General features: G+C 43.9%; 10 protein-coding genes. 6 read left to right on the top strand and 4 right to left on the bottom strand.

Annotated elements, in window-relative coordinates; genetic code table 11:
- The first annotated feature begins 31 nt into the window (after positions 1-31).
- Both NDA06_RS14725 and mnmH read left to right on the top strand, forming a co-directional pair.
- Complete coding sequence (locus tag NDA06_RS14725; protein ID WP_190985920.1) at positions 32-1213, top strand: aldo/keto reductase; 1182 nt, start codon at positions 32-34, stop codon at positions 1211-1213.
- A 106-nt stretch (positions 1214-1319) separates the two neighbouring features.
- Positions 1320-2498, top strand: a complete 1179-nt coding sequence (gene mnmH, locus NDA06_RS14730; protein WP_190985919.1) for a tRNA 2-selenouridine(34) synthase MnmH — start codon at positions 1320-1322, stop codon at positions 2496-2498.
- 199 nt (positions 2499-2697) lie between these two features.
- Here mnmH and NDA06_RS14735 read toward each other — a convergent pair whose 3' ends face one another.
- Positions 2698-3795, bottom strand: coding sequence for a tetratricopeptide repeat protein (locus NDA06_RS14735; protein ID WP_347277032.1), 1098 nt, complete (start codon positions 3793-3795; stop codon positions 2698-2700).
- 146 nt (positions 3796-3941) lie between these two features.
- Between NDA06_RS14735 and NDA06_RS14740 the strand changes: the two genes are divergently transcribed.
- Both NDA06_RS14740 and NDA06_RS14745 read left to right on the top strand, forming a co-directional pair.
- The gene (locus tag NDA06_RS14740; protein WP_190985918.1) at positions 3942-4193 is read left to right on the top strand and encodes a heavy metal-binding domain-containing protein; all 252 of its coding nucleotides are present in this window, start codon (positions 3942-3944) and stop codon (positions 4191-4193) included.
- Positions 4194-4374: 181 nt separating this feature from the next.
- On the top strand, positions 4375-4995 hold the full coding sequence (locus NDA06_RS14745) for a hypothetical protein (protein WP_190415090.1): 621 nt from the start codon (positions 4375-4377) through the stop codon (positions 4993-4995).
- Between the two features lie 104 nt (positions 4996-5099).
- Here NDA06_RS14745 and NDA06_RS14750 read toward each other — a convergent pair whose 3' ends face one another.
- On the bottom strand, positions 5100-5558 hold the full coding sequence (locus NDA06_RS14750; RefSeq protein ID WP_190415089.1) for a YbhB/YbcL family Raf kinase inhibitor-like protein: 459 nt from the start codon (positions 5556-5558) through the stop codon (positions 5100-5102).
- A 200-nt stretch (positions 5559-5758) separates the two neighbouring features.
- The gene (locus NDA06_RS14755) at positions 5759-5953 is read right to left on the bottom strand and encodes a hypothetical protein (RefSeq protein WP_190985917.1); all 195 of its coding nucleotides are present in this window, start codon (positions 5951-5953) and stop codon (positions 5759-5761) included.
- Between NDA06_RS14755 and NDA06_RS14760 the strand changes: the two genes are divergently transcribed.
- Together NDA06_RS14760 and NDA06_RS14765 are read left to right on the top strand one after the other, a co-directional pair.
- The gene (locus NDA06_RS14760) at positions 5952-7349 is read left to right on the top strand and encodes a carotenoid oxygenase family protein (protein ID WP_348251761.1); all 1398 of its coding nucleotides are present in this window, start codon (positions 5952-5954) and stop codon (positions 7347-7349) included. The two genes, NDA06_RS14755 and NDA06_RS14760, sit on opposite strands and share 2 nt — an antisense overlap.
- Positions 7350-7355: 6 nt before the next feature.
- The gene (locus tag NDA06_RS14765; RefSeq protein ID WP_190985916.1) at positions 7356-7511 is read left to right on the top strand and encodes a hypothetical protein; all 156 of its coding nucleotides are present in this window, start codon (positions 7356-7358) and stop codon (positions 7509-7511) included.
- 76 nt (positions 7512-7587) lie between these two features.
- On the opposite strand, the gene NDA06_RS14770 is transcribed toward NDA06_RS14765, so the two are convergent.
- Entirely contained in the window at positions 7588-13401 is a 5814-nt protein-coding gene (locus NDA06_RS14770; RefSeq protein ID WP_190985915.1) for an AAA family ATPase, read from the bottom strand.
- Between the last annotated feature and the right edge of the window lie 220 nt (positions 13402-13621).

A 13621-nucleotide genomic window follows, 5' to 3' on the forward strand; every position in this document is an offset into this window, starting at 1 on the left:
AATTCAGCAGTTTTCTTATGTATTTAGAAAGATGCAGTATCGGCGATTTGGGCGTACAGAATTACAAATGCCCGTGTTTTCTTGTGGGGGGATGCGCTATCAGTTTAAGTGGCAGGATGTCCCCGGATGGCGAGTTCCCCGCGATAATCAACGGAATGTAGAAGCAACGATTCGCCGAGCCTTAGAAGTCGGAATCAATCATATTGAAACTGCTCGTGGCTACGGCACCTCTGAGATGCAGTTAGGGCGAATTTTGCCGACTTTTCCCCGCGAAAAACTGATTGTCCAGACGAAAATCAGCCCTAAAGCGGACGCTAAAGAATTTCGCCAAGAATTTGAGAAGTCCCTAGCTTACTTAAAGCTAGATTACGTTGATTTGCTGTCGCTACACGGTGTCAATACCGATGAGTTGCTGCACGACAGCATTAAACCGGGCGGCTGTTTGGAGGTAGCGCGACAGCTACAAGAGCAAGGCAAAGTTCGGTTTATTGGCTTCTCGACGCACGGGCCAAGTGATGTAATTGTGAAGGCGATTGAGACGAACCAGTTTGACTACGTTAACCTGCACTGGTACTACATCAATCAATTCAACTGGTCTGCCATTGAGGCAGCTTCTCGGCACGATATGGGCGTTTTTATTATCAGTCCTTCCGAGAAAGGAGGAATGCTGTTTAAACCGCCACAAAAATTGGTGGATTTGTGCTATCCCCTCAGTCCAATCGTGTTTAACGATTTGTTCTGCCTGAGTCATCCGCAGGTGCATACTCTTAGTGTGGGGGCGTCACGACCAGAGGACTTTGACGAACACTTGAAGACCTTGCCGCTATTAGAGAATGCAGAGGCGGTTTTGGTGCCAATTCTGCATCGTTTAGAGAAAGAAGCGATCGCTACCTTAGGGGAAGACTGGGTAAAAACCTGGCACGTTGGTTTACCAAAGCCAGAAGCAACGCCGGGGGGACTAAATATCCAAGTGATTTTGTGGCTGAGAAATCTAGCGATCGCCTACGATATGATCGAGTACGCTAAAATGCGCTACAACCTGCTGGGCAACGCCAGCCACTGGTTTCCTGGAGCCAAAGCGGATCGGGTTCGAGAACTAGACCTCCGCCAATGTCTTACCCATAGTCCCCACGCCGACAAAATTCCCGCATTGCTGGAAGAAACTGACCGAATGCTAGGCGGTCAAACCCTCAAACGCTTATCCCAAACCTAAAATGGTATGAGTTGAGGTAATGGCTAATCAAAGAGTGGCTAATCGAAAAGTGGCTCTTGAACAATCCTTCAATTAGCCATCAGCAATTAGCCATTCATATTTAACAATGCCGCGATCGCCCAATTATACTCAGCTATCTGAGACAGAAACTTACAGCGAAATTATTGATGTCCGCTCACCCAGCGAATTCGCTGAAGATCGGATACCCAGTGCCATTAACCTGCCCGTTCTGGATGACGAGGAACGCGCTAAAGTCGGAACGCTCTATAAACAAGTTTGTCCTTTCACTGCCCGTAAACTAGGAGCGACCTTAGTTGCTCAAAATATTTCCCGTCACCTCACCCATCACTTTGCCGAAAAAGACAAAGACTATCATCCCCTCGTGTACTGCTGGCGGGGAGGACAGCGTTCTAACAGTTTGGCAACCGTCTTGAGTCAAATTGGTTGGCAAGTCACTGTCCTCGAAGGGGGCTACAAAACCTATCGTTCCTTGGTACGCGAGCAACTGCAAGCCCTCCCAGAACGCTTTAACTTCCGGATATTATCTGGAATGACTGGCAGCGGTAAAACCCACATTTTGCGCCGTCTGGCTGAGTTTGGCATTCAGGTGCTGGATCTGGAAGGTTTGGCAAACCATCGCGGTTCTCTCCTGGGTGAAGAGTGGGAGAGTGGGAGTGGCGCTGAGGAGCAGCTTGTAGAAACAAGGGCGATCGCATCTGGAGCTGAGGGACAATTACCAAAAACCCATCCCCAGCCTCAGCCATCCCAAAAACACTTTGAATCCCTGCTACTGCAACAGTTGCAAAGCCTCGATCCTAGCTTTCCCGTATGGGTGGAAGCGGAGAGTAATAAAATTGGGCGCATTTATGTGCCCCCATCTCTCTGGCAACAGATGAAACAAGCGAGCTGTGTGGAAATTGAGATGCCTGTAGAAGCTAGAATTCAGTGGCTTTTGCAGGAATATCCTCACTTAATCGCCCACCCGGCGGTTTTGAAAGCGAAGTTGCACAGACTGAAATCTCGCTATGGCTGGGAAAAACTCCAAGAATGGTACCAGCTCATTGATACCCAACAGTGGGAAAGATTGGTGAGAGACTTGCTTGAGTGCCACTACGATCCGAGCTACAACCACGCTATCCGTCGCTGCTTTCCCAATTTAGAGCGGGTGGTTTCCCTGGCGGATTTATCGGATGCGAGTGTTGATGCTTTGGTCAAAATTTTAGATTTAAGCGCAAGTTCTACGAGCGAACAACCAAAATCTATCCGTTGCTCAACCCCAGCCTAATCATCCAAAATCTAAAGTCGAAAATCAAAATTGAAAATACGGAAGCCCCATTAGATGCTCTAAATTGTTCTGACATCAATGGGGCTGAGGACGCAGTTAGGAGGTATCTTGCAGTCCAACTTATCCGCAGAAATTTCCACAAGCCGAGACTCTTAATAAGTTTTTAAGAAACTATCCATCAGTTATTCGCCATTTGCCCTTAGCCTTTGTCTTTTTGAAGCTCTCTAAGGGCGGAAGTCGCTCTCTGAGAGCCTTCCTTCTGACCTTGACGCTGGTAAAGGTCGCGGGCTTGCTCAAAAGCTGCGATCGCTTCCGGTACCCTTTCTCGCTTTCTTAACGCCACTCCCAGATTGTAGTAAGCTTGTGCATTTTCCGGCGACATTTCTACCAGCCGCCGATAGGCAACAATTGCCATGAGGTAGTCCTGCTGCTTCAGCAAAATATCAGCGATCGCTGTCTGAGCTTCCACGAGATCGGGTTTGATCTTCACTGCCTGTTGATAAGCCTTTAAGGCATCATCCAGATTATTCCCGGTTTGCAAAATTTTGCCAATTTGGAGGCTAATCTGAGCATTGCGAGGTTCAATCTTGGCTGCCCGTTCTAAAGCCGCCATCCCAGCCGTGACGTTGCCTTGCTTCATGTAGGCGTCTCCCAAGTTCAACTGCACGCCGCTGTCATTTGGGGCGAGAGCAACAGCCTGTTGGAGCGCTTGAATCGCTTCTGCGGGACGCCCCTGCTTCAGGAAGGCGGAGCCGATAAATTCATAAGCTTGTAGATTTTTCGGATCGAGCTGGAGGGCAGTTTCATAGGCTTGCATTGCGCCTTGATAATCTTTTAGACGCTGTAATACCACCCCTAATCCTAGATAGGCATTCAGGTTCTTGTTGTCGATCTGGGCAGCACGCTGGTAGGCGGCTGCGGCACTGGCATTGTCTCCAAGATTCGCGAGAGCGTACCCCAATGCATACTGAAAATCAGCATTCTTCGGTTCGAGGGTGACAGCCTGTTGATAAGCTTTAGTGGCTTCTCGGTAGTTGCCCTGAACTGCTTGTAAATAGCCGATGGCGGAGAAGATACGGGCATTTTCGCGATCGAGATCCGCAGCTTGTTGATAAATTGTCAAGGCTTTAGCAATATCTCCCGCATCCACCAACTTACGCCCCTGCCGCAGCAGTTCGCTCACCTGCTGTTGACTGCCTTGGGCTACCAGTGGAGCCGCTTGGACAACTGGCATTTTGATGGTAGCGAGCGCTGGCACCAACAAGAGACTAGCTACTAATAAAGTCTGTTTTTGCACGGTCGATTTATCTTGAGTTTCTACAATGGCTCAGTGTTTCTATTCCGGAAGCATGAATCCAGAATGGCTAAACACAGCAGAGGGATGAGCTTTACCTCGTCTACACCCCTAATTTGCCTAAAAAGAAATTTTGACGAGGACAGTTAATGATTGTAACAACAACTGATGTCGTTCACAAAGCTGTGTTAAGAGCGTATTTAGCAATTATCACCGCTGAAGTCGTTTTGTCTAGTCGTGCCCTGTGGTTTTTTTTGATGGGGTTGGATGATATTATCGGCGGACGGAATGGCAGTTATATATCTGTAGTTTTTGAGCGGAATGGGATGCGGCAGCACAGCGACCAGTCTGGCTTTTTATTGCTCATTACTGTCACGGAAACAGCCGTAAAGCTCTACTAATTTATTAATAATTGCGATCGCGCTTTTCACTTAAATAGAACACATATTTCTATCGATAGATATCCTGATTATTCCTACTGATAGATATACCCAGAAAAATACCAGTATAAAGTATAACTCAAGGGTGAAAGTTAGAAGAAAGTAGCTCTATAAAAAATAGAAACAGGAAGAGCGGTGAGCAATGTCATACACAAATCGAGAAGACAGGGTTGTTATTGAGCCAACTGCTGGCAATCAAATTGTTGAGTACCACGATCGTGTAAGGTGGGGTCCCATTTTTGCCGGTATTGTTACTGCTTTAGCTACTCAGTTAATTCTGAGTGCTTTAGGAGCCGCAATTGGTGCTACTAATATTTCCGGTTCCGGCGCACCTAGAACCTATGCCGATGATGTTGGCAGAGCGGTCGGAATTTGGTCTATTATCTCTTTGTTTATTTCCCTTTTGGTGGGTAGTTGGGTAGCAGCCCGTGCCAGTGGTCCGATGAACCGGAATACAGCAATGTTAAATGGAGCCATTCTTTGGGCGACAACTTTGGCATTGAGTTCCTGGTTGTTGGCAAGTGGAATCTCAGGCGCATTCGGTATTGTAGGTGCGAATGCTGGGGAAATCGTCAATCAAGCGCAACAAGGTGCAGTGAACGTACCCAACGACGCGCCTAATGTAACGGCTCAGCAAACTCGTGATATTGCGGGTGCCACAGCGAAGGCAGGTTGGTCGTTTACAATTGGTTCTCTGCTAGGTTTAGCAGCATCGCTGATTGGCTCATCTATGGGTGCCCGGACTCCTCGGCATCACACATAAGAATTGATGACTCAAAATCAAATTTGCAGGCTTATTTTAGCCACCAGTAAAAACACCTTTGAAAAGGTGTTTTTTTTGTAGATTAATTGTGAACTGCCGCAAGATTATCTCTGGCGACTGTAGCGTCCAATGAGTTCTGCTGCTGCCAGAATATGACCATTCATTGCCGCTTCTACCTTGTTTTTAGTGGCACCCGCTGCTAAATCTAACAGTCGATCGAGTGCGTAGAGTTTGAAAAAGTACCGATGCGTACCACTAGGCGGGCAAGGGCCACCATAACCTAAATTGCCAAAATCATTTTTACCTTGGACGCCCCCCTCAGCGAGGTTTGCTTCGCTGGGAATGCCGCCAGGTAGATGGCGAATTTCAGGTGGGAGATCGTAGAGAACCCAATGGACAAAAATGTCTCCAGGCGCATCCGGATCGTCAACGATTAAAGCAAGGCTCTGAGTACCTTCTGGCGGGGAATTCCAGCTAAGAGAGGGAGAAATATTTGCGCCGTCGCAGGTGTATTTAGACGGAATTACACTGTTTTCAGTAAAAGCCGTACTCTCAAGTTTCATCGTCTTTAGTGTCAGAGATTGACGATTGATAGGGGTGATTGGCGAATCGTTCTTACTTGCAGAACTCTAAGCGCTAAGCGATAGTCCTGCTAATGCCAGTAGATTAGCGTTTTGGCACAGAAAAATTCTTCAACCAATAGGCTTAGCCACAGAAATATTTTGCGATTTACTGGTAGTCAATCACGATTGCTTTAGACTTTTTAGGGTAAAAGTTGTTCGTATTCATCCATATAGAGATAGAGCTGGAGAAAGATGCGATCGCATCCTCCTCTAAACTTTGCTCGCTCCACCCCAACCACTTCATCTGGCTTGTTCCACAACCATAGTGTGAGACGCGATCGCGTTAGCTCAATCAAAATAAATATAGATAAGACAATCGATTCAGCACAACGCATGACCACAACCGCAGTCAATCCCTATCTAGATGACAACTTTGCGCCAGTACGGGAAGAAATCGCACCCACCAACTTGAAAGTAATCGGCGAACTACCCCCCGATTTATCCGGGATGTTTGTGCGGAATGGCCCCAATCCTCAATTTCCACCTATCGGCAACTATCACTGGTTTGATGGGGATGGAATGTTGCACGGAGTGCGAATAAATAACGGCAAAGCTCAATATCGCAACCGTTATATCCGGACACGGGGATTTAATATTGAACGCGAAGCGGGTAAGGCAATTTGGACGGGGTTGATGGAACCGTCACGAGGCAACAATCCCTATAATTTTCCTAAAAATACCGCTAACACCGCTCTAGTGTGGCACGATGGGCGGCTGCTAGCGCTTTGGGAAGGAGGCGAACCTCACGCGATCGAAGTTCCCAGTTTAGAGACATCAGGTGCTTACTCTTACGATAGCAAGCTGGTTTCTGCCTTTACCGCTCATCCCAAGGTAGACGCTGAAACGGGGGAGATGATGTTTTTTGGCTACTCGTTTGCCCCACCGTACCTAAAATACAGCGTCGTTTCAGCGAAGGGTGAGCTGTTGCGAACCGTTCCCATCGACTTGCCGATGGGGGTGATGATGCACGATTTTGCCATCACCGAACACTACACAATCTTTATGGATCTGCCGCTAACTTTCAGCATGGCACGAATGCAGCAGGGTAAACCACCATTGATGTTTGAGCGCGATCGCCCTAGTCGTTTCGGCATTGTCCCCCGTCATGGCGATAACAGCAACATTCGCTGGTTTGAAAGTCCCCCCTGCTATGTCTTCCATACTCTCAATGCCTACGAGGAGGGAGATGAAGTAGTGCTTGTCGCTTGTCGCATGAGTTCCACCAGTGTCTTAACGACTGATATGACACCCGGTGAAAATGAGGGAGACGCTGCGCGTCTGTACCGCTGGCGGTTTAACCTCAAGACGGGTACGGTAAAAGAGGAAATGCTGGACGATGCGCCATCAGATTTCCCCCGTCTGAATGAACAGCTAATGGGACGACCGATGCAGTACGGTTATACGGGAAAGATCGCAAATAATCCCATGCCTTTGTTTGAAGGTGTTATCAAGTATGACTTCAGCAGTGGTAAGTCCGAAACGCACAAATTCGGACGCGGACGCTATGGCGGTGAGGCGGTATTTGTTCCCCGTCCTAATGCTACTGCTGAAGATGACGGTTGGCTCGTCACCTTCGTTCACGAGCGAGAAACAGACACTTCTGAACTGGTGGTGGTGAATGCCCAAGACGTGACTGCTGAACCAGTGGCGCGGGTTCTCATCCCTCAGCGCGTGCCTTACGGCTTCCACGGTGCATGGATTTCTGAAGAACAGTTAGGCGCTTCTGTCTAACGTTTGGTGAAACGCGATCGCATTTTTGAAATCGTCAAAGATGCGATCGCCACAACTAAAACCACCCTAAGCTCCAGGCATCGCAATATGGTACAAAAACTAGCAATCGATATCCGCGCCAGCTATCAAATGAGGAACGCTGCTGCGAGAACGAGGGATTAACCCCTAACGGTTGTAAAGTGCGATCGCTCTGTTGATATTGCATCCTGGATATTCCGACAAACTGCATTGGCAATGGTTACTGACTTATCGGCATCTCAATAATAAATTCAGTACCAAGACCTGAAGAAGAAACACAACTGAGCTTTCCATTGTGTTTGTCTACCACGATCTGGTAGCTAATCGATAATCCCAAACCAGTACCAGAACCTACAGGCTTGGTTGTAAAAAATGGGTCAAATATTTTCTTTTTTACATCCTCAGTCATTCCCGACCCATTGTCAGCAATTCTAATTCTGGCCAAATTTGAAGAAGCCATTTCTGTGTAAATACTAATAGTAGGCTTTTTATCTGATTCTTCTCCAGAGTTTCTTATTTCCTCTAAAGCATCAATTGCATTGCTTAGAAGATTCATAAATACCTGATTTAGCTCAGAAGCGTAACAAAAAATTCGTGGCAGTTGACCGTATTCTTTGATTACTTCAATACCAGAATGCAAACTATCTTTCTTGAGCCGATGCTGCAAAATCAGCAAAGTAGATTCGATGCCCTCATGGATATCAACTGGTTTCATTTCAGCTTGATCCAGCCGTGAAAAATTCCGCAAGCTAAGGACAATATCTCTGATACGCTCTGCCCCTACTTTCATGGAATCAAAAAGTTTTTGCAAGTCTTCTACCACAAAATCCAACTCGATTTCTGACATCGCCTTCTGAATCGCAGGTGTAGGATTTTGATACTCCTGCTGATAGACGCCAATCAAAGCAAGCAGGTCTTGGATATAGTTATTGGCATAGTCAATATTGCCATAGATAAAGTTGACAGGGTTATTAATTTCGTGAGCAATTCCAGCAATCATCTGTCCCAAACTAGACATCTTTTCAGTTTGAATGAGTTGGGATTGAGTTTGTTGTAGTTCGCGTAAAGTCAATTCTAACTTTTTCGCTTGTTCTCTCAATTGTGCTTCTGATTGTTGTTGTGCCAACTCGGCTAGCTTGCGGTCGGTAATATCCAGTGCTGTCCCTAATAACTTAGTCACCTTACCAGAAGCATTGCAAGTAGGTTCCCCCTTGACAAAAATATATCTAATAGAACTATCTGGGCGAAAGATTCTCAACTCCAACTCATAAGCCTTCCCTCTTTCAATCGCTAGGTCTACTGATTTTAACCATAAGTCAACGTCATCTGGATGAATCAGGTTTTCATGTTCCCTGAAAGTGGGTTCAGGTTGTTCGGGGTGGAGACCAAAAATCCGGAATAGTTCATCGCTCCAATTAACTTCTTGCGTTTCTATATCAAATTGCCAGCTACCTAGATGTGCCAGTCTTTGAGCTTCTGCAAGCCTAGCTTCTTTTAGTTTTAATTCTCGCGTACGCTCCTGTACTCGGTGTTCTAAAGTACGCGAATAATCTTCTAGTTGCTCGTTAGCTGTAGCTAAATTAGTGTAAAGTAGAGCATTTTCTAGAGAAATAGCTGCTTGAGAAGATAGCAGCTTTAGGACTTCCATTCGATTAGGAGTAAATGCCCCAACCGTTAAATTATTTTCCAAGTAAAGAATAGCAATAAGCCTACCGCTATTAATGATAGGAATACATAGGACTGATTTCAATTCTTTATTTTGAATATAGGTATCATTCGTAAATCTTCCCTCCCAAGCTGCATTTTCTAAAACCACATCAGAACGAGTTCTCGCTACATAATTGATTACTGTTATGGGTAAATCTTGGCTAGTTTCCATTGGAATAGATTGCTGCACAACTACTTCTAATGAATCTATTGAGGCAGCAGCTTCAATCAACAATTTTCCATTTTTCGGTAAGACGAGAAAACCTTTTATCGCCCCAGCATTTTCAATAGATACTTTCATTAAGGAAGCGAGCAACTTATCCAGCACAATTTCCCCAGAAATCGCCAGAGATGCTTTCATCACTGTGGCTAAATCCAGCACTGAAACTTCACCACTAGTAGTCATTTTTGAGGTTGTGGCAGTATCTTCACTCGAATTCGGCTCTGTTGATTGCATCTGGGAAATTAAGTATGGATACTCTATTTCCAACTCTTTAACTTTGGCGGTTGCTCCCCAACGAACATAGCCATAATATGCTTCACTCATATGATCTCTAGCGATTTTCTCTCTTCCCAGAGCTAGATAGAATTCAGCCGCCCGCTCATAAGCTAAGGCTTCTTCTTGGATATATCCCTGAATTCTTGCTCCATTTATCGCTCGGTCATAATACTCCATTGCTTTGAGCGTTTGACCTGAAACTCGGTAAATCTCTGCCTGTACTAACTCATACTTATGTTGAGAATTTGTAGGGGCATGAGTTGCCCATTGCTGCATTTTTCCCTGATTCTTCGCCACAATAGCCATGTATTCCTGTTGCTCTGTGGCTGTAAGGTTAGGGTACTGGGCAAGGAGGGTTAAAGAATAGTAGAGATTATATTCAACAAATACTATTAGGGCTGTGATAGGTTGAGTATGCTGCGATGCTGCTCTAGCATTTTCAATTGCTTTGTCGTAATCTTTAAACAAATAAGCCAGCATCAATTTATAAAAATATACAGCAAATACAGATTGTAAATTATTGGTTTCAAATAAATGGGGTAGCATTTCTGCTTCATTGAAATATTTACCAGATAGACAAGATTTTTTAGATGAGTCGTCAGTTAAATTAGAAACAACTTGCCCACCTATGCTGGCATAGTAAAGCTGAAATTCTTTTTTAAACTTGCCGATCATTTCAATATAGTTAGCTTGTTTCTGCGTAACAATTTCTAGATACTCGCCAGCTAGAAACGAATGTTCGCAGTAGAATAGAGCAGAATGACAAGCAAATTCTATATCACCGACTTCTAGCCCACTTTGAATTGATTGTCGCAATAATTCTATTGTTTCTTTAATATGTTCCTTCCAATGTAGAATACAAGCACAATAGCTACTGTAGATTTTTGATTTAATTTCTTTGGCATAAAGCTTATCTAATAGATGAAAAGCTAGTTTGCCAAATTTATATCCGGAATCAATATCTGCCATTGGCCCGCACAAAAGCAAGCCATAAGTGCTATAGCCATAGATAGCTAGGGAAGAATTCCCATATTGGCTACACAGCTTGACCATTGTGTAGACAATTGGTAACGCGATCGCGCTACTTGAGATAAAGGCAGGGGGAGAAATTGTTATCAAAATCTTCATGGCTGCCATTTTATAAGGGTCGGTCATTTCTAGAAGGTTATAACAGTCCTCAACATTTAGGTGTGGCGAAGGTTCCTGCTCTAAGGGCACTTCCAACATTTCCAAAACTTGCTGACCAAGTTCTATGGCTTCTGGCAACTGATTTTGGGCAATGTAATACTGAATTTTTATTTCATTAATATTCACTCTATCTAATAGAGTTCTCGCATTTTGAAGCGCTACTTCAGCTAGTATCTTTGATTGTTCAAAGTTCGTGTTGAGGTATTCTGCTTCTGCTGCTGATACATAGAGTTTATTTGTCAGTTCGTAGTTGCAAATCCAACTGTCTGCTGCCAAGAGTCTTAAACCGATATTGAGATAATTGACAGATGCTTGATAAGCGGTCGCTGTACTAGCTTTCCGACCAGCAATGAGATTAAAATGAGCCAGTTCATCTCTTTGTGATTGACAGTTTAGTAATTCAGTACCAAAATTTAATTGGTTAACGAGAGCAAAAATATTTTCTTCTCTTTCTTCAGGAGAAGTATTTTCTAGTAGCAGTTGACCAATTTTTAGATGAGTAGATTTTTTCTCAAATTCGGGTATTAGAGAATAAGCTGCTTGTTGCACCCGGTCATGTAAAAACTTATAGCTAATCTTTATATCATCAAGAACCAAAGTTTCCTGTTGTAACTGGTCAAAAGATAGCGGAATTTTGTAAGCATCGCTTAGAGGCAAAATCAAACCTGTTTGAAGTGCATCCCACAAGTCTGCTGCTGTAGCTGATTGAGATTTTTCATTCACGATTGCCAAAACATCTAAATTAAATTGATTGCCAATGCAAGCAGCCAGTTTTAAAACTTGTTGTGTTGCATCGGGTAACTTTTGAATATTTCTAGCAATCAATTCAACAATGTTATAATCTGTAATTCCAACCGCTTGGATTTCTTCTATATCCCACTGCCATCTACCTTGACTGAAGTTATAAGTTAGCAGTTTTTCTGTGTATAAAGTTTTTATTAATTGCGTTAAAAAGAAAGGATTACCTTGAGTTTTATTAAAAAGGAGAGAGGAGAGATTTTGCTTCTCTCCTCTCTCTGTACCTACGTTTTCATGAAGAGTATCCGCAACTAGCAAGCTGACGCGATCGCTATCTAAAGGTCGAAGAGTGATATTATTCACTACAGCGCCTAGAACCTGTATTTTCTCAACCGCTTGGATTAACGGATGCGTTGGACTAACTTCGTTATCGCGGAATGCTCCAATTGTTAACAGATGCTGGCTATCTGGGTCAGTTACTAACAGTTCAATTAACTTAAGCGATGCAGAATCAGCCCACTGTAAGTCATCTAAGAATAAGACTAGCGGGTGTTCTTTTTGGCAAAAAACCCGGATAAATTGTTGAAACACTCGATTAAATCGGTTTTGTGCTTCAGATGGTCCTAATTGTGTTAGAACTGGTTGTTCGCCAACAATCAGTTCTACTTCGGGAATGACATCGATAATTACCTGACCATTTTCTCCCAAAGCTGCTTCAAGCTTTTCTTTCCAAATGTCTATCTGTTCTGAACTTTCAGTTAATAGTTGTCGCATCAATTCAGAAAAAGCTTGAATTAAAGCAGCATAAGGAATGTTTCGTTTGAACTGGTCAAACTTGCCATTAATAAAATATCCTCGTACTCCCACAATTGGTTTATGGACTTCATTCACTACACTTGTCTTACCAATTCCTGAGTAACCACTTACCAGCATCATCTCAGTTGCTCCAAGGCTGACTCGCCCGAAAGCATCCATTAAGGTAGCTACTTCAGTTTCACGCCCGTAGAGTTTTTGCGGGATTAGCAGAAGGCTTGCGCGATCGCGCTGACCGCAAATAAAATATTCAATTTCTCCTGTCGTTTCAAGCTGAATCAAACAATTTTCTAGGTCGAATTTTAGACCAGCAGCGCTTTGGTATCTGTCTTCAGCTGTCTTGGTGAGTAACTTCATCACGATCTCAGAAACAGGGAGAGGAATTTCTGGCACCAACACATGAGGAGGGATTGGTTGTTTGGCAATATGACAGTGAACTAATTCCATCGCGTCGGTTGTTTCAAATGGCAGTTTCCCCACGAGCATTTCATAAAGAGTTACACCCAAAGAATAAAAGTCGGTACGGTAGTCAATAGAACGATTCATCCGACCCGTTTGCTCTGGGGACATATAGGCAAGCGTGCCTTCAATCAAATTGGGACTGCTGATTGTTTGGTTCTCTAGAGATAGACGCGATGCAATACTAAAATCAATAATTTTAACTTCCCCTGTTTCTTGATTAAAAATGATGTTATGTGGCTTAATATCTTTATGAATAATATTGTGAGAATGGAGTTCTCCAATAATTTCTGAAACCTGAACTGCTATCTTAAGAACAGTTTTAAAATTTATAGGTCTGTCGGCAATAACTTTATTAAGTGATTCCCCACCAGAATCTTCTAAAACTAGCGCAAATCCATTCTTATGATTCTCGAGTCCTAGGGTTTTCACAACTCCCTTCGTATTTAAAGCTTTAATGATTTCATATTCATTTTTTATCCTGGCAATATCTTTAGGACTTGGATAATTATTTTTAATTAATTTAAATACAAGCGATTTTTCATCTTGATGTCTTTTCCCTTGATAAACAACAGTTCTTGTACCTTCGTAGATTTTATTTGTGATTTCGTATCCTGATATTAAGACCATTACTTTTACCCTTCTTGTTTAAAAAGTCAAAAAATCTAAAATTTCTACTATTTCATTCTTTCAATGCTACAGCTACGCTCGCGATCGCCTAGCGGCGCGGATGCGCTCTTCGGATGCCGTGAGGATCGGGCTGTGCCCCAATCGCCGTGTTTACAAGCCGCTGCTCTAGAGAGCGCTGTTGCAGGCATAAAGTGGAATGGTATTTGCGAAACTGCTTTTA

The sequence above is a fragment of the Trichocoleus sp. ST-U1 genome, from assembly GCF_039961835.1.
Taxonomy (GTDB): domain Bacteria; phylum Cyanobacteriota; class Cyanobacteriia; order Cyanobacteriales; family FACHB-T130; genus FACHB-T130.